Raw genomic sequence first — 17,401 nt, 5'->3', positions numbered from 1 at the left:
CGGGTGCGGCTGCGAGCGCGGGCGCAGGCGCGGAACTGCCGGCGGCGCGCGGCGCCTCGGCCGACACCGATGCGGCGAGCGCCGCGTACGAACAGTCCTGACACCGGCGGTGGTTGGCCGAAAACCGCCTTCCCGGCAGCCGGAAAAGCCGGGCGCCGGACCGAGGGCGTCGCGTTCAGGCGGTGGCGCGGCGCGTGGCGCGTACGAGCAGCCCTGACAGCAGGGTCTGGCACACGTCGGTGAGGGTGGCCGTGAAGTCCATGCGCAGGGCGCCCAGTTCGGCGTCGCGCTCGTAGACCGTCAGCACGGCGGCCGACGGATGCGCGTGCGACCACACGGCCCCGGTCATCATCACGGCCGCGGTGGTGAAGCGCGTCGCGTCCGCCTCGTCGAGTTCGGGCAGCAGCCGGCCGACCAGCCGCACCAGATCCAGCACGTTCGCGACGGCCGCGCGCTTGTATTCCGCCGTCGCCTCGGGTGACACGTTCCGCTCAAGTACCGACGCCTGCGCGCCGATCAGATCGCACAGCACCGGATGCTCCGCCAGTGAGGCGGCCAGCGCCGCCGCCAACTGGTCGGCGCGCTCGTACGGTTCGGCCTTCGCGTCGACAGCGGTGGCGACCTCGGCCTCGAAGCCGTCCAGCCAGGTGCGCGTCGCCTCGTTCATCAGGTCCAGCAGGACGGCCTCGCGCGACTCGAAGTAGCGCAGCACGTTCGACTTCGCCAGTCCCACGCGCCGGCTCAGCTCGTTGAGGCTGAGCTGGGCCACCGGCATCTCCGTGAGCATCGCCGCCGCCGTGTCGAGGATCGCCTGTCTGCGCACGGCGCGCTGCTCCTCGCTGCGGGCGCGCTGGAAGCTCGTCATCGCCCCATCGTACAGACCTGCGGTCTGTTGTTATCGGACCGTCGGTCTGTTACCTTCGAAGACAACAGACCGGCGGTCTCCTATCTGCCGGACGACCGAAGGGGCCCTCATGTACACCGTTCCCGACCAGCACGGCAGGCTCGCCGTCGTCACGGGCGCCAACAGCGGTACGGGCAAGGAGGCGGCGAAGCGCCTCGCAGGCGCGGGGGCGCGCGTCGTGCTCGCCGTCCGTACGGTCGCCAAGGGCGAGCAGGCACGCGCCGAGATCCTCGCCGCGCATCCGGACGCACGGCTCGACGTGCGCAGGATCGACCTCGCGGAGCTGGACTCCGTACGGGAGTTCGCCGACGGGCTCATCGCCGAGGGGACACCGCTCGACCTGCTGGTCAACAACGCCGGCGTGATGTCGCCGCCGAGCCGGATCGCCACCGCCGACGGCTTCGAGCTCCAGATGGGCAGCAACTTCCTCGGCCCGTTCGCCCTGACGCTCAGGCTCCTGCCGCTGCTGCTCGCGGCGGACGCGCCCCGGGTGGCCACCATGACCAGCGGCACCGCCAACTACGGCACGATCGACTTCCAGGATCTGCAGTGGGAGAGCCGCCGCTACAGCGCGGTCCGCTCCTACGCCCAGTCGAAGCTCGCCGACCTGATCCTGACCCGTCAGCTCGCCGTTGTCGCCGCCGAGCGCGGCTGGCCGCTGCTGAGCACCGCCGCCCACCCCGGCTACACGAAGACCAACCTGCAGACGGCAGGGGCGAGCCTCGGCACCGGCAAGCCGTCCTTCACGTACTCGCTGATGAACCGGTTCGACATCCTGCCCTCGCAGGGCGTCGAGCAGGGCGCCGAGCCGCTGCTGTACGCGGCGACCAGCCCGGACGCCGTCGCCGCCGGTTACTACGGCCCCGGCGGGCGCTTCGGTCTCGTCGGCCCTGCGGCGCCCGCGCGTACCACCCGCAGGGCGCGCGACACCGAGGTCAACGCCCGGCTGTGGAGCGAGGCGGAGCGGCTGACCGGCGTGACCCTGCCCGCCGCCGTGCGCTGAGCGGGGTCGGACCTGGCCAGGACCCAGCTCAGCCCCGGGCTCCCTCCTGCGCTCAGCCCGCGAAGAAGTCCGCCAGCACCGGCGCCAGTACGTGCGGCGCCACGTCGTGGGTCTGCCCGGTCAGGGTGCGATGACGGCCGCGCGGCAGCGCCTCGGCCACCGCGCGCGAGGCGTCGCGCAGGAACGCCGGACTCGCGCCGCCGTCCACCACCATCGACCGGGTCCCGATCGTGGCGAGCCGTTCGGTGGGGATCAGCCCCGAGCCCAGCATCGCGTCGTCGTACGCGAGCGTGGGAGCGACGGCCGCCAGCGCGGACCAGCCGGGCGACCGGCGCATGGCTGCGATCATCGCGGGGTCCATGCCGGTCAGCGACATGAACAGCTCCACGGCCTCGTCCCGCCGCCCCTGCGAGAGCAGCACGCCGAGCTGTCCCGTGTAGGCGGCGCTCGCCGGCACGCCGGCCGGGTCGAGCAGGTACGGAGGCTCGTACAGCGCCAGCTGGTTTATCTCCACCCCCGCGGCGGCCGCTTCCAGCGCCAGCGCCGCGCCCGACGACATCCCGTACACGGAAGCGCTGCCGCCGGCCTCGGCGATCAGCGCCGCCAGGTCCTCGACCTCGCGCCGTACCTCGTACGGCGCGGTGTCACCGCTCGCGCCGCGGCCGCGCCGGTCGTACGTGATGACGTCGAAGCGCGGCGCCAGCAGCGCCGCGAGGGGCGCCCCCGACTCCGCCGTACAGAGCGCGCCGACCACGAGAACGACCGGCGGTCCCTGGCCCGAGCGCCGGTAGGCGATGACGGTGCCGTCCGGAGACTTCACCTTGTGCGAGGTGTCCATGGAAGTGCAGACGGGCGGGCCCGGCGAAACTCATCGCCGGGCCCGGAAAATTCTTCGCCGCACCGGCGCTCAGTCCGGCAGCAGCTCCGTGTCGTAGAAGCAGAAGTGCCCCTTGACCTGCGCGACTTCCGCCTTCGGCGTGGGATATGCCCAGACCAGGTCCGGTGCGTCCGGCAGCGACCAGTAGGAGGCGTCGCCCTTGAAGGGGCAGTGCGTCGTGGTGTCCGACGGCGTCAGCAGCTCGACGCGTACGTCCTCCGGCGGCAGGTAGTAGCGGACGGGACAGCCGGTCTCGCGCAGTACGAGCGGCCGGCGGCTCTCGGCGAGCACCTGCCCGTCCCGTACGGCGCGTACGTGCTCGGTGCCCTCTTCGACGGTGATGGTGTGCCCGGTGGCCATGTCGTTGCGTCCCTTCGACGGCTCTGTCGGTGTGACCCGTACCTCTGTTGTCCGTACCTCTCTCTTACGACAGCACCGGCCGGCTTCGCTCTCTTCCCTGCCTCTACCGTTGACCGCATGAACATCTGTGTCTTCCTCTCCGCCGCCGACCTCGACGAGCGCTACACCCGGCCCGCCCGTGAATTCGCCGAGCTGATCGGCAAGGGCGGCCACACCCTCGTCTGGGGCGGCTCCGACAGCGGTCTGATGAAGGTCGTCGCTGACGGTGTGGAGCGGGCGGGCGGCCGGCTGGTCGGGGTCTCGGTGGACTTCCTCTCCGCCGTGGTCCGGCCGGAGGCCGACGAGATGGTGGTCGCCAAGGACCTCGCCGAGCGCAAGGCGCTGCTGCTCGCCAAGTCGGACGCGGTCGTGATCATGGTGGGCGGCACCGGCACCCTGGACGAGGCGACCGAGATCCTGGAGCTGAAGAAGCACGGTCTGCACACCAAGCCCGTCGTGCTGCTCAACACGGCCGGTTTCTACGACGGGCTCAAGGAGCAGTTCCAGCGCATGGACGCCGAGGGCTTCCTGCCGCTGCCCCTCACCGAGCTGGTCTTCTTCGCCGAGGACGGTGTGGGCGCCCTCGCCTACCTGGAGGAGTCCGCCGGCGTGCGGTGAGGCTCCCGGGTGATGCGACGATGACGCCATGGCTACCCATCTGATCACCGGCGCCGGCTCGGGCATCGGCGCCGCTGTCGCGCGCCGGCTGCACGAACGCGGCGACGACCTGCTGCTGCTCGCACGCGACATCGGCCGCGCCAAGGAACTCAGCTCCCTCTACCCGGGCGCGGGCACGCTGGTCGGCGATCTCGGCCAGCCCGACCGGCTGGCCTGGGCGCTGGGGCAGCAGACGCTCCCCGACCACCTGGACTCGCTCCTGCACATCGCCGGGGTGGTCGACCTCGGCCCGGTCGGCGAACTGACGCCCAAGGTCTGGCACGGCCAGCTCAACGTGAACCTGGTCGCACCGGCCGAGCTGACCCGGCTCTTCCTGCCGCAGCTGCGGGCCGCCCGTGGCCAGGTGGTGTTCGTCAACTCGGGGGCCGGCCTGAGCGCGAACGCCGAGTGGGGCGCGTACGCCGCGTCCAAGCACGGACTGAAGGCCCTGGCCGACGCGCTGCGCCAGGAGGAGAAGCCGAACGGGGTCCGGGTGACCTCCGTCTATCCCGGCAGGACGGCCAGCCCCATGCAGGTCAAGGTCCACCAGCAGGAGGGCAAGGAGTACGTGGCTGACCGGTTCATCGACCCGGGCTCCGTGGCGACGATGCTGATCGCCGCGCTCGACCTGCCGCGCGACGCGCAGGTGGACGACGTGACCGTACGGCCCGGCCGATGAGCGACGCGGCGGCGGGCGACGGGACCGCGAGCCGGGTGAACTGGGGTCCTGCCACCGGCGTCGGTTCGATGCCCGGCGGCGACGCGCGGGAGACGGCCAAGGCGGTCACCGGCACCTTCGAGACGTTCCCCTATCTGGCGGAGCTGCCGGCCCGCGGCCCGGGAGCCGACATGATCGGCAGGACCGCGGGCATGCTCGTCGAGGTCTACGCGCGCGTGGAGCCCAGCGGCTGGCGCATCGGCGACCGGCCCGGCCGCGACACCAAACGCGCCTGGTCCTGGCTGGGGGAGGATCTGGACGCGCTGGAGGAGTTCACCCAGGGCTACACCGGACCGGTCAAGATCCAGGCCGTCGGGCCCTGGACGCTGGCGGCCTCGCTGGAGCTGCGGGGCGGCGAATCGGCGCTCAGCGACCCGGGCGCCTGCCGGGACCTGACCGGATCGCTGGTGGAGGGGCTCACCGCGCATCTGGCCGAGGTGCGCCGCCGGATTCCCGGCGCCGTACCGGTGCTGCAGCTGGACGAGCCTTCGCTCACCGCCGTGCTGCGCGGCCATGTCAGGTCCGCCAGCGGCTACCGCACCTACCGGGCGGTGGACCGGCAGGTGGTCGAGGACGCGCTGCGCCAGGTGACCGCGCTGACGCCGGGCGCGGCCGTGGTGCACTCCTGCGCGCCGGACGTGCCGTTCGCGCTGCTGAGGCGGGCGGGCGCGGCCGGCATCTCGTTCGATTTCGATCTCCTCACCGAGCGTGACGAAGACACGATCGGCGAGGCGGTCGAGGGCGGCACCCAACTCTTCGCCGGAGTCGTGCCCGGCACCGACAGCCCATTGTCAGACCCTGCCGGTAGCGTCATGGGTGTCAGAACGCTGTGGCGCAGGCTGGGGCTGGCGCCGGGGACTCTCGCCGGGTCCGTGGTGCTCACCCCGTCGTGCGGTCTCGCGGGCGCTTCACCCGGGTACGCACGGGAGGCGCTCGCCCACTGCGTCCGGGCGGCGAGATCCCTCGCGGACAACCCTGAGTAACGGGAGGACGAAACGGTGGCTGGCGAACAGCAGACGGCAGTGCCCGCGCAGGCGCGGGAGGAGCACGCCCGGATCGCCGAGGAGATCGACGAGCACCGCTACCGGTACTACGCCGAGGACCAGCCCGTCATCACCGACCGGGAGTTCGACGAACTCCTGCGGTCGCTGGAGGAGCTGGAGGAGCGCCATCCCGAGCTGCGCACCCCCGACTCGCCGACCCAGAAGGTCTCCGTCGACTACGAGACGGAACTGGTCAAGGTCGAGCACCGCGAGCGGATGCTCTCCCTGGACAACGCGTTCGACGACGCGGAGCTGACGGCCTGGGCCGACCGGCTCGCCAAGGACGTCGGCACCCCCGACTACCACTTCCTGTGCGAGCTGAAGATCGACGGCCTCGCCGTCAACCTGACGTACGAGAACGGGGTGCTGACCCGCGCGGCCACGCGTGGCACCGGCCGCGTCGGCGAGGACATCACGCCCAACGTCCGCACGATCGCCGAGATCCCGCACCGCCTCAAGGGCAAGCGGATCCCCGCCCTGGTGGAGATCCGCGGCGAAGTCTTCTTCCCGATGGAGGCCTTCCAGGACCTCAACGCGCGACGCGTCGAGGCGGGCGAGAAGCCGTACGCCAACCCGCGCAACTCCGCCTCGGGATCGCTGCGCCAGAAGGACCCCCGGGTCACCGCCACGCTGCCGCTGCACATGGTGGTGCACGGCATCGGTGCCCGTGAGGGCTTCGACATCGACTGCCTGTCGCACGCGTACGAGCTGCTGCGCGAATGGGGCCTGCCCACCGGCGAGCACAACAGAGTGGTCGACTCCATCGAGGGTGTGCGGGAATTCATCGCCTACTACGGCGAGCACCGGCACTCGGTGGTGCACGAGATCGACGGTGTGGTCGTCAAGCTGGACGAGATCCCGCTCCAGGGCCGGCTCGGCTCCACCTCGCGCGCCCCGCGCTGGGCCATCGCCTGGAAGTACCCGCCCGAGGAGGTCAACACCAAGCTGGTCGACATCCGGGTCGGCGTCGGCCGCACCGGCAGGGTCACGCCGTACGCGGTCGTGGAGCCCGTCACCGTCGCCGGGTCGGAAGTCGAGTTCGCCACCCTGCACAACCAGGACGTGGTGAAGTCCAAGGGCGTCCTCATCGGGGACACGGTGGTGCTGCGCAAGGCCGGCGACGTGATCCCCGAGATCCTGGGCCCGGTGATGGGCCTGCGGCCCAAGGACGCGCGGGAGTTCGTGATGCCCGCCGAGTGCCCCGAGTGTGGGACCGCACTGCGCCCGATGAAGGAGGGCGACATCGACCTCCGCTGCCCCAACGGGCAGTCGTGCCCGGCCCAGTTGCGTGAGCGGCTGTTCTATCTCGCCGGCCGCAAGTGCCTGGACATCGAGAACTTCGGCTATGTGGCGGCGGCGGCGCTCACCAAGCCGCTGGAGCCGTCGACCCCGCCCCTGCTGGACGAGGGCGATCTCTTCGACCTGACCGAGGAGAAGCTGCTCCCCATCAAGGCGTACGTCCTCGACCAGGACAGCGGGCTGCCCAAGCGGGACCCGGAGACCGGCGAGGAGAAGATCGTCACGGTCTTCGCCAACCAGGAGGGCAAGCCGAAGAAGAACGCGCTCGCGATGCTGGAGCACATCGCCGCTGCCAAGAACCGGCCGCTCGCCCGGATCCTGGCCGGGCTCTCCATCCGGCATGTGGGACCCGTCGCCGCCGAGGCACTGGCCAGGGAGTTCCGCTCCGTCGAGCGGATCGAGCAGGCGACGGAGGAGGAGCTGGCCGCCGTCGAAGGCGTCGGGCCGACCATCGCTGCGTCGCTCAAGCAGTGGTTCGAGGTCGACTGGCACCGCGAGATCCTGCGCAAGTGGCGGGCGGCCGGCGTGCGGATGGAGGAGGAGGGCAGCGGCGCGGACGAGGGCCCGCGCCCGCTCGCCGGGCTGACCGTCGTCGTGACCGGCACGCTGGAGGGATTCACCCGCGACGGCGCGAAGGAGGCGCTGCAGAGCCGTGGCGCCAAGGTCGCGGGGGCCGTCTCGAAGAAGACCGCCTTCGTGGTGGTCGGTGAGAACCCCGGCTCCAAGCACGACAAGGCGATCCAGCTGAAGGTCCCTGTCCTCGACGAACAGGGCTTCACTGTCCTGCTCGCGGACGGCCAAGAGGCGGCCAGGGCAGTGGCGTTGGTGGCGGAGGGCGCGGAGGCGGAGCCGCCGGGGGAGTCTCCGGCGGAAACGGCCGAAGATGCCTCCGGGCCGAGCACCGGCGAGTAGCGTGGCGCACCGGCGGGGGAGCGGGCGCCAAGCTCGCCCGTTCGGCGCATATCAGATGGATAGGGACGGGCGGGTCGCATTCGGGCAACCGCCGACGAGCGCTGCCCGTTGGGGCGTTCGGCGGCCTACTGTTGAGTCGTGCGCCTGTCGTACACGGCTGAGTGGTCGGGATGCCAGTCGTGATGGCATGACGACGTGCCATCACGTGGCACTGGCTCCGCCGGCTGTGAGAGGGACGGGAATGAAACCGACCGAGAGCGCCGCCCCGGTCCCACCCCCGCGCGGATTCGCGCGATTTGCGAGCGTCGCGACCCTTGTGGCCGCGATGCCCGTCCTGGTGGTGGGACTCGCCGCGGTCGCGCTGGTGACCGGTCTTGGCCTCGCGCTGCGGGACGGCCGTGCGCTCTTTCCCGGCGGCGGTACGGGCTGGGCGATCGCCGTCCTCACCGCGGTCATCGTCGGCCATCTCGTCGCGCTCGGCCGCGACCGCTGGTGGGGCGGCACCGGATCCGGCGCCGCCCTCACCCTCGCGGTCCTGCTGCTGTACGGCTGGGTGCCGGCCGGACTCGTCAGCTTCGCCGTCGTCGTCCTCGTCGGCGTCTGCCGCAAACACCGCTGGCGCCAGGGCGTGCTGCACGGAGCGGCGGACATCGTCGGCATCGGCGCCGCCGCTCTCGTCCTGCTGCTCTTCGGCGACGTGCCCACCGTCGAGGCGCCCTGGCAGCCGCTCGACTGGGGCATCGGCGCCGTACCGGAGATCGTCCTCGCCGCCGCTGCCCATCTCCTCGTCACCCGGCTGCTGTTGTGGTACGCGCTGGCCCCGCAGGGCGCAGGCCTGCCGACCGTCGCCCGTACCGCCCTGCTGCGGCAGGGGCTCATCGCCGTCGCGCTGCTCGGCATAGCCCCGCTGATATGCGTCGTCGCCGTGTCCACCCCGGTCCTGCTGCCGCTCTTCGCCATACCGCTGATCGCCCTCGACTCCACGCTCTGGATCGCCAGGGCGCGCGCCGAGGAGCAGTTGCGTGACCCGCTGACCGGACTGCCCAACCGGCAGTGGCTGCTGGAGCGCACCTGGTCGGCGCTGGAGCACGCGGAGTCCATCGGTGCCCGCTCGGCCCTGGTCCTGATCGACCTCGACCGGTTCCGCTCGGTCAACGACACGCTCGGCCATCTCGCGGGCGACCGGCTGCTGTTGCAGATCGCCGACCGGCTCAAGCTCGCGCTGCCGCGCGGCGCCGAGGCGGCGCGGCTCGGCGGCGACGAGTTCGCCGTCCTGCTGCCGACCTGCGACTCGACCACGAGCGCGCAGCGCGTCGCCCGCCATCTCGTCGCCGAACTCTCCTCACAGCTCGACCTCGACGGCCTCACCCTGGTCCTGGAGGCCAGCGCGGGCGTCGCCGTCTACCCCGAACACGCGCTGGACGCCGAAGGCTTGCTGCGCCGCGCCGACGTCGCGATGTACCAGGCGAAGCGGGACCGTACGGGGGTCGAGGTCTACGAGTCCAAGCGGGACTCCAACACCCCCGACCGGCTGGGGCTGCTGGGCGATCTGCGGCGCGCGCTGGACGCGGGCGAGGTGGAGCTGCACTACCAGCCCAAGGTCCGCTTCGACGGGCAGGTGGCCGGACTTGAGGCGCTGGTCCGCTGGGTGCACCCGGAGCGCGGCCAGGTACCGCCCGACGAGTTCATCGCCATCGCCGAGTCCTCCGGGCTCATGCCGTACCTCACCGAGTACGTGCTGGAGACCGCCCTCGCCCAGGTCGCCCGCTGGCGGGCCCAGGGGCTGATGGTGCCGGTCGCGGTGAACGTGTCCCCGCGCGACGTGCACACACCGGGCTTCGCCGGCGCCGTCGCGGCCCGGCTCGCCCGGCACGGCGTACCGCCGGCCGCGCTCCAGCTGGAGATCACCGAGCATGTGCTGCTGGAGGACCCGCAGCGGGCCGCCGACACCCTCGCGGGGCTGACCGGACACGGCGTGAAGATGTCCCTCGACGACTTCGGCACGGGCTACTCGTCCCTGGTGCATCTGCGCCGGCTGCCGGTGAGCGAGCTGAAGATCGACCGGTCCTTCGTGGCCAAGCTCGCCGTCGACAACGAGGACGCCGAGATCGTCCGCTGCACGGTGGACCTGGCGCACTCGCTCGGCCTGGTCGTCGTCGCCGAGGGCGTCGAGGACGACGAGACCTGGGAGCGGCTGCGCGACCTCGGCTGCGACGCGGTCCAGGGCTGGCTGGTGGCGGCCGCGATGCCGCCGCACGAGACGACGGCGTGGCTGCGGGCCAGGGGCGAGCGCGGCTGGCGCCGCCCGGCGGAGCTGGAGGCGGCGAGGCGCCGCGAGCTGCCCGGTCCGGTGATCCAGTAGCGGTCCGGACGCCCGGACGAAAGCGCCCGAAAGGCTACAGAAGGCCGCATACCGCAGGGCGATCGGTGCGTCCCGTACCCGTACGGGACAAAGGGTTTCGCGGGCAGGTACGCGCGCCCCATAGGATTGGGCGGGTCTCCCGTTCCTTCCGTCGCCTTATTCGTATCCGTACACCCGCCACACTCACCCTTGAGGATCGTTGCATGCCTGGCATCACGCGCGAGGAGGTCGCCCACCTCGCCCGGCTGGCGCGTCTGGAGCTGCAGGACGAAGAGCTTGAACACTTCGCCGGACAGCTCGACGACATCATCGGCGCGGTCGCCCGCGTATCCGAGGTAGCCGACCAAGACGTACCGCCGACCTCCCACCCGCTGCCGCTGACCAATGTCATGCGCGCGGACGAGGTCCGCCCGTCGCTCACCCCCGCGCAGGCGCTCTCCGGCGCCCCTGCCCAGGAGCAGCAGCGTTTCAAGGTGCCGCAGATCCTGGGGGAGGACTAAAAAGCCATGACGGACATCAAGTCGGACATCATCACGCTCACCGCCGCCGAGATCGCGGCGAAGATCGCCGCCGGCGAGCTCACGGCCGTCGAGGTCACCGAGGCCCATCTGGCCAGGATCGAGGCGGTCGACGAGAAGGTCCACGCCTTCCTGCACGTCGACCGTGAGGGCGCGCTGGCGCAGGCGCGCGCCGTGGACGCGAAGCGGGCGGCGGGCGAGGAGCTGGGCCCGCTGGCCGGCGTGCCGCTCGCGCTCAAGGACATCTTCACCACCGAGGGCATCCCGACGACCGTCGGCTCCAAGATCCTCGAAGGCTGGATCCCGCCGTACGACGCGACGGTCACCAAGCGGCTCAAGGCCGCGGGGGTCGTCATCCTCGGCAAGACCAACATGGACGAGTTCGCCATGGGGTCGTCGACGGAGAACAGCGCGTACGGTCCCACCGGCAACCCGTGGGACCTCACCCGGATCCCCGGCGGCTCGGGCGGCGGCTCGTCCGCCTCGCTCGCCTCCTACCAGGCGCCGCTGGCCATCGGCACGGACACCGGCGGTTCCATCCGCCAGCCGGCCGCCGTCACCGGCACCGTCGGCGTCAAGCCGACGTACGGCGGGGTCTCCCGCTACGGCATGGTCGCGTTCTCCTCCTCCCTCGACCAGGGCGGGCCCTGTGCCCGTACGGTCCTGGACGCCGCCCTGCTGCACGAGGCGATCGCGGGACACGACCCGCTCGACTCGACCTCCATCGACGCGCCGGTCCCGCCGGTCGTCGAGGCGGCGCGCAACGGCTCGGTCGCCGGGATGCGCGTCGGCGTCGTCAAGCAGTTCGCCGGCGAGGGCTACCAGGCGGGTGTCGTCCAGCGCTTCAACGAGTCGGTCGAGCTGCTGCGGGAGCTGGGCGCCACGATCGTCCAGCTCGACTGCCCCTCCTTCGACCTGGCCCTTTCGGCGTACTACCTGATCGCGCCGTCCGAGTGCTCGTCCAACCTCGCCCGGTTCGACGCCATGCGCTACGGGCTGCGGGTCGGCGACGACGGCACGCGCTCGGCCGAGGACGTCACGGCCCTGACCCGCGAGGCGGGCTTCGGCGACGAGGTCAAGCGCCGCATCATGCTCGGCACGTACGCGCTCAGCTCCGGCTACTACGACGCGTACTACGGCTCGGCACAGAAGGTCCGCACGCTGATCACCCGGGACTTCGAGAAGGCGTTCGAGCAGGTCGACGTGATCGTCTCCCCGACGACCCCGACCACCGCCTTCCCGATCGGCGAGCGCGCCGACGACCCGATGGCGATGTATCTCGCGGACCTGTGCACCATCCCGACCAACCTGGCGGGCAACGCCGCCATGTCCCTGCCCTGCGGGCTCGCCCCGGAGGACGGACTGCCGGTCGGACTGCAGATCATCGCCCCCGCCATGAAGGACGACCGGCTGTACAGGGTCGGAGCCGCTGTCGAGGCGGCCTTCGTGGAAAGGTGGGGACACCCGCTGCTGGAGGAGGCACCGTCACTATGAGTAGTGCATTGAGCAAGGCCAAGGGCTTCAAAAAGTCCAAGTCAGGGACGTATCTGTCGATGGCCACCACTGCTTTCGGCGCGCTCAGCGTCATCAAGCAGGTCAAGCGGGCCCGCACCGAGGACGACAAGCTCCGGCTGGTCGACGCGGCGGTCTCGGCCGTCTCGATCGTCACCGGACTCGCGATCCTCTACCGCGAGCTGAAGCGCATCGGCGACGACGACGTCCTGTTCGGCTGAGCCGACCGCACCGGGCGCCCGCCGCAGCGCGGGTGCCCGGCGCACCTCCCCGATGTGAGTAGCGATGAAGGAGTTGTGTTTCCTGTGAGCGTCATCGATCTGGTGCCGTACGGGGAGGCCCTTGCGACCTACGACCCCGTCATGGGCCTTGAGGTCCATGTCGAGCTCGGCACCAGGACCAAGATGTTCTGCGGTTGTTCGACCGAGCTGGGCGCCGAGCCCAACTCGCAGACCTGCCCCACCTGTCTCGGCATGCCCGGCGCGCTGCCGGTCGTCAACGAGATCGGGGTGGAGTCGGCCGTCAAGATCGGGCTCGCGCTGAACTGCGAGATCGCCGAGTGGTGCCGGTTCGCGCGGAAGAACTACTTCTACCCGGACATGCCGAAGAACTTCCAGACCTCCCAGTACGACGAGCCGATCGCCTTCAACGGCTATCTGGACGTCCAGCTGGACGACGGCGAGACCTTCCGGGTGCAGATCGAGCGCGCCCACATGGAGGAGGACACCGGCAAGTCGCTGCATGTCGGCGGCGCCACCGGCCGTATCCACGGCGCTTCGCACTCGCTGCTCGACTACAACCGCGCCGGGATCCCGCTCATCGAGATCGTCACCAAGCCCATCGAGGGCGCCGGTGAGCGCGCCCCCGAGGTCGCCAAGGCGTACGTCGCCGAGCTGCGGGAGCTGATCAAGGCGCTCGGCGTCTCCGACGCCCGGATGGAGATGGGCCAGATGCGGTGCGACGTGAACCTGTCGCTGCGTCCGCACGGCCGCGAGAAGTTCGGCACCCGCTCCGAGACGAAGAACGTCAACTCGCTGCGCAGCGTCGAGCGCGCCGCCCGCTTCGAGATCCAGCGGCACGCCGCCGTGCTGAACTCCGGCGGCACGATCCTCCAGGAGACCCGGCACTTCCACGAGGAGGACGGCTCCACGACGTCCGGCCGGATCAAGGAAGAAGCCGAGGACTACCGGTACTTCCCCGAGCCCGACCTGGTGCCGGTCGCGCCGGCCCGCACCTGGGTCGAGGAGCTGCGCGCCGGGCTGCCCGAGCTGCCGCGCGTGCGCCGCACCCGGCTGCGGGAGGAGTGGGGCGTCTCCGAGCACGACATGCAGTCGATCCTGAACGCGGGCGCCATCGACACGATCGTCGCCACGATCGACGCGGGCGCCCCGGCCGACCAGGCCCGCAAGTGGTGGATGGGCGAGCTGGCCCGTAACGCCAACGAGACGGGCCGGGACCTCGGCGAGCTGCCGATCACCCCGGAGCAGGTCGCCCGGGTGGCCACGCTCGTCGCTTCCGGCGATCTCAACGACAAGCTGGCCCGCCAGGTGATCGACGGGGTGCTCGCAGGTGAGGGCGACCCGGACACCGTCGTCGAGAAGCGCGGTCTCAAGGTCGTCTCCGACGACGGCGCGCTCGGCGCAGCCGTGGACGAGGCCATCGCGGGCAACGCGGCCGTCGCCGACAAGATCCGCGGCGGCAAGGTCGCCGCGGCCGGCGCGCTCGTCGGCGCCGTCATGAAGGCCACCAGGGGACAGGCGGACGCGGCGCGGGTGCGCGAGCTGATTCTGCAGAAGCTGGGAGTCGAGGGCTGACCTCGCCGGTCGGTAGGCGACAGTAGGGGCGGTGCACCGGGTGGTGCGCCGCCCTTGGCCGTCCCCCCGGAGAGCCTGACCGTCCCTCGGAGAGTTCGTGAACACCGTCACCGCCGAAATCGTCTCCGTCGGGCTGCTGCTCGGGGTGCTGGCCTTCGCCGTCGTACGGCCGCGAGGATGGCCGGAAGCCGTCGCCGCCGTACCGGCAGGGGCGCTGCTCATCGCGTTCGGCGCGGTGTCGCCCGCCGACGCCTGGGAGCAGACCCGCACGCTGCTTCCCGTGGTGGGCTTCCTCGCCGCCGTGCTGGTGCTGTCCCAGCTCTGCGACGAGGAGGGGCTGTTCTCCGCGGCCGGTGATCTCGTCGCGCGGGCCTGCGGCGGCCGGCCGCAGCGGCTGCTCGGCGGGGTGTTCGCCGTCGCCGCCGTCACCACGGCCGTACTGAGTCTGGACGCGACGGTCGTGCTGCTCACCCCGGTGGTGTTCGCGACCGCCGCCCGGGTCGGCGCCCGTCCCCGGCCGCATGTCTACGCCTGTACGCATCTCGCCAACTCCGCCTCCCTGCTGCTGCCGGTCTCGAACCTGACCAATCTGCTGGCGTTCACCGCGAGCGGCCTGTCCTTCACCCGGTTCGCCGCGCTGATGGCGGTGCCGTGGCTGGCGGCTATCGCCGTCGAGTACGCCGTCTTCCGACGCTGGTTCGCCACCGACCTGGCGGCCGGCGCGCACGCGCCACGGGCCGCCGCGGAGCGCGAACTGCCGGTGTTCACGCTGGTGGTGCTGGGGCTGACGCTGGCCGGATTCGCCGTCACGTCGTTCGCCGGGGTGAATCCCGCGTGGGCCGCGCTCGCCGGGGCGCTCGTCCTGGCCGTCCGCGCGCTGCGGCAGCGGCGGACGACCGTCACCGGTCTGGTCCGCGCCGCCTCGCCGCTGTTCTGCCTGTTCGTGATCGCGCTCGGTGTGGTCGTCAAGGCCGTCGTCGACAACGGGCTGGGGACGGGAATCGGCCATGTGCTGCCCGCGGGCTCCTCGTTGCCCGCGCTGCTGGCCGTCGCCGCCGTCGCCGCCGTACTGGCCAACGCGATCAACAACCTGCCCGCGATCCTCGCGCTGCTGCCGGTGGCGGGCCCGATGGGCCCGGGTCCGGTGCTGGCCGCGCTGATCGGCGTCAACCTCGGTCCGAACCTGACCTACGTGGGCTCGCTGGCGACCCTGCTGTGGCGGCGCATCCTGCACGAACACGACACGGCACCGAAGCTCGGACAGTTCACCCGGCTGGGTCTGGTGACCGTTCCGGCCACGCTCGCCGTCTCCACGGTGGCGCTCTGGGCGGCGCTGAAGGTCATCGGAAGTTGATTTCTTAACCGTCCAACAAGTAAACGTGCGCAGGGGATTGACCGCGACGTTGGTCTAGTCCTTTACTACTTTTCAACGCCAGCGGGTTCATGTGGACAAGCTTCGTTCCGCCATATGAACACGCAGGTCGCGTTCTCCTCTCTGCTTTCGCTGTCACACCCCGCTCCAAAGGCATTTGCCTGCGCTTCACCCCCACATCTGTGCATTTGATGCGCCCATGACAGGAGTGCTCCTGTGTTCAAAGCCTGTAAGAGAGCCTTGGCCGTCGCGCCCGCCGTGCTCGCCATGGCCGCCACCGCGGTCGTCGCCACCGGCAGCAGCGCAAGCGCCGCGGCCAACCCGGGACCCGGCTTCCCCGCCCAGTACGCCGCGCCCTACGCGGAGACCTGGGCGTCGCCCCAGGCGCTGACCAACGCCCGTAACGCCACCGGGCTCAAGTACTTCACGCTCGCGTTCGTCATCGACGCCGGCGGCTGCAACGCCAAGTTCAACGGCGACACCGAGGTCACCGACGCGGGCTGGACCTCGGCCGTCAACTCGCTGCGCGCGGCGGGCGGCGACGTCATCGTCTCCTTCGGCGGCGCGTCCGGCACCGAGGTCGGCGCCTCCTGCTCGTCCGTCGCCGCGCTGAAGACCCAGTACAAGAAGGTCATCGACGCGCTCAACCTGACCCGGGTCGACTTCGACATCGAGGGCGGGACCGTCGCGGACGACGCGGCCAACGACCGCCGCAACAAGGCGCTCGCCCAGCTCCAGCAGGAGTACGCGTCGGCGGGCAAGAAGCTGGACGTGCAGTACACGCTGGCCACCGACCCCTCGGGGCTGCCGCAGGACCAGCTGGACCTGCTCACCAACGCCAAGAACAACAACCTCAACGTCAACCTCGTCAACCTGATGACGATGGACTACGGCTCGCCGATGGACATGGGCAAGGCGGCCACGGACGCGGCGACGGCCCTGCACGCGCAGCTCGGCCGGATCTGGACGACCAAGACCGACGCGCAGCTGTGGGCGATGGAGGGCAACACCCCGATGATCGGGGTCAACGACACCCAGTCGGAGGTCTTCTCCACGGCGAACGCCAACACCCTCACCGCCTTCGCCAAGTCCAAGGGCATCCAGGAGCTGTCCTTCTGGGCGCTCGGCCGTGACAAGGCGTGTTCGAGCAACGGCCAGCTCTCCGACGTGTGCAGCGGCACCTCGCAGAGCGCCTGGCAGTTCTCCAGCATCATGAACGGGGTCACGGGCGGCGGCGGCACCACACCGCCCCCCACCGGCGGCACGGGACCGATCACCGGCCTCGGCGGCAAGTGCGTGGACGTGAACGCGGCCAGCAGCGCCAACGGCACAGCCGTCCAGCTCTACGACTGCAACGGCTCCAACGCCCAGACGTGGACGGTCGGTTCGGACAGCACGGTGCGGGCGCTCGGCAAGTGCCTGGACGTCGCGTCCGCCGGTACGGCCGACGGCAGCAAGGTCCAGATCTACGACTGCAACGGCACAGCGGCGCAGAAGTGGACCAAGGGCACCGGCAACACCCTCGTGAACGCCGGCTCCGGCAAGTGCCTGGACGTCACGGACAACAGCACGGCCAACCTGACGCGGCTGCAGATCTGGCAGTGCTTCGGCGGCTCCAACCAGCAGTGGCACCTGCCGGCCTGACGGCCGGCCGGCTGACCTGCGTACGGTGTGCGGCCCCGGCGGGAAGTGTTCCGCCGGGGCCGCCACACGCGTGTCAGGACACCGGACCGCCGGGCCCGCCCGTGGCACTGTGGGCACTCCACATCCGACGGGAGGCTGCCCCATGAACGACCGGACGACCGTTCTGGTCTGGATCACCGAATCGACGTGGACGGCGTGCGTCGACGCGGCACGCGACCGGGCCCCGCACGACGACGTGGTGATCCTGCACGTGAGCGACGACGACGTGGCCGCCGCCGCGCACCACGCGTACGCCGGGCTGCTCGGCCGGGGTCACACCCCCGAGCGCGACCCCGGCGGCCGGCTCGCCGCCCTCAGCGGCGCCGCG

Annotated in this window: 15 protein-coding genes and 1 pseudogene; 13 read left to right on the top strand and 3 right to left on the bottom strand. The window is 71.1% G+C overall.

Features of this window, described 5'->3' with window-relative positions; translation table 11 throughout:
- Window positions 1-175: 175 nt before the first annotated feature.
- Window positions 176-865, bottom strand: a complete 690-nt coding sequence (locus tag HY68_RS02985) for a TetR/AcrR family transcriptional regulator (protein WP_041984102.1) — start codon at window positions 863-865, stop codon at window positions 176-178.
- Window positions 866-974: 109 nt separating this feature from the next.
- Here HY68_RS02985 and HY68_RS02980 point away from each other — a divergent pair, with 109 nt between their 5' ends.
- Complete coding sequence (locus HY68_RS02980) at window positions 975-1,907, top strand: SDR family oxidoreductase (RefSeq protein ID WP_041984099.1); 933 nt, start codon at window positions 975-977, stop codon at window positions 1,905-1,907.
- A 52-nt stretch (window positions 1,908-1,959) separates the two neighbouring features.
- Here HY68_RS02980 and HY68_RS02975 read toward each other — a convergent pair whose 3' ends face one another.
- Window positions 1,960-2,745: an alpha/beta hydrolase gene (locus HY68_RS02975; protein WP_041984096.1), complete on the bottom strand. Its 786-nt coding sequence runs from the start codon at window positions 2,743-2,745 to the stop codon at window positions 1,960-1,962.
- A 69-nt stretch (window positions 2,746-2,814) separates the two neighbouring features.
- A complete protein-coding gene (locus HY68_RS02970; protein WP_041984094.1) occupies window positions 2,815-3,144 on the bottom strand; it encodes a DUF427 domain-containing protein in 330 nt (109 codons plus the stop codon).
- A 117-nt stretch (window positions 3,145-3,261) separates the two neighbouring features.
- Between HY68_RS02970 and HY68_RS02965 the strand changes: the two genes are divergently transcribed.
- The 12 genes and pseudogenes from HY68_RS02965 to HY68_RS43425 form a co-directional block, all read left to right on the top strand.
- Entirely contained in the window at window positions 3,262-3,801 is a 540-nt protein-coding gene (locus HY68_RS02965) for a TIGR00730 family Rossman fold protein (protein WP_041984093.1), read from the top strand.
- Between the two features lie 28 nt (window positions 3,802-3,829).
- On the top strand, window positions 3,830-4,519 hold the full coding sequence (locus HY68_RS02960) for an SDR family oxidoreductase (protein WP_041984092.1): 690 nt from the start codon (window positions 3,830-3,832) through the stop codon (window positions 4,517-4,519).
- Window positions 4,516-5,541: a methionine synthase gene (locus HY68_RS02955; RefSeq protein ID WP_041984091.1), complete on the top strand. Its 1,026-nt coding sequence runs from the start codon at window positions 4,516-4,518 to the stop codon at window positions 5,539-5,541. Before HY68_RS02960 ends, HY68_RS02955 begins: the two co-directional genes overlap by 4 nt.
- A 15-nt stretch (window positions 5,542-5,556) precedes the next feature.
- Complete coding sequence (ligA, locus tag HY68_RS02950) at window positions 5,557-7,812, top strand: NAD-dependent DNA ligase LigA (RefSeq protein WP_041984090.1); 2,256 nt, start codon at window positions 5,557-5,559, stop codon at window positions 7,810-7,812.
- A 241-nt stretch (window positions 7,813-8,053) separates the two neighbouring features.
- Window positions 8,054-10,174, top strand: a complete 2,121-nt coding sequence (locus HY68_RS02945) for a bifunctional diguanylate cyclase/phosphodiesterase (protein ID WP_041984089.1) — start codon at window positions 8,054-8,056, stop codon at window positions 10,172-10,174.
- Between the two features lie 203 nt (window positions 10,175-10,377).
- Window positions 10,378-10,674: an Asp-tRNA(Asn)/Glu-tRNA(Gln) amidotransferase subunit GatC gene (gene gatC / locus HY68_RS02940; protein ID WP_040025077.1), complete on the top strand. Its 297-nt coding sequence runs from the start codon at window positions 10,378-10,380 to the stop codon at window positions 10,672-10,674.
- A gap of 6 nt (window positions 10,675-10,680) precedes the next feature.
- On the top strand, window positions 10,681-12,186 hold the full coding sequence (gatA, locus tag HY68_RS02935) for an Asp-tRNA(Asn)/Glu-tRNA(Gln) amidotransferase subunit GatA (RefSeq protein WP_041984088.1): 1,506 nt from the start codon (window positions 10,681-10,683) through the stop codon (window positions 12,184-12,186).
- Window positions 12,183-12,425, top strand: coding sequence for a hypothetical protein (locus HY68_RS02930; RefSeq protein WP_041984087.1), 243 nt, complete (start codon window positions 12,183-12,185; stop codon window positions 12,423-12,425). The genes gatA and HY68_RS02930 overlap by 4 nt, the downstream gene beginning before the upstream one ends.
- Window positions 12,426-12,509: 84 nt before the next feature.
- Entirely contained in the window at window positions 12,510-14,018 is a 1,509-nt protein-coding gene (gatB, locus tag HY68_RS02925) for an Asp-tRNA(Asn)/Glu-tRNA(Gln) amidotransferase subunit GatB (RefSeq protein WP_041984086.1), read from the top strand.
- 97 nt (window positions 14,019-14,115) lie between these two features.
- On the top strand, window positions 14,116-15,372 hold the full coding sequence (locus HY68_RS02920) for an arsenic transporter (RefSeq protein ID WP_041984084.1): 1,257 nt from the start codon (window positions 14,116-14,118) through the stop codon (window positions 15,370-15,372).
- A 234-nt stretch (window positions 15,373-15,606) separates the two neighbouring features.
- On the top strand, window positions 15,607-17,034 hold the full coding sequence (locus tag HY68_RS02915) for a chitinase (RefSeq protein WP_241778459.1): 1,428 nt from the start codon (window positions 15,607-15,609) through the stop codon (window positions 17,032-17,034).
- A gap of 142 nt (window positions 17,035-17,176) precedes the next feature.
- Window positions 17,177-17,401, top strand: a pseudogene (locus tag HY68_RS43425) (universal stress protein); the annotation flags it as partial.

It is taken from the genome of Streptomyces sp. AcH 505, from assembly GCF_000818175.1.
Lineage (GTDB): Bacteria > Actinomycetota > Actinomycetes > Streptomycetales > Streptomycetaceae > Streptomyces.
This window is presented reverse-complemented; position numbering and strand designations above follow the sequence as displayed.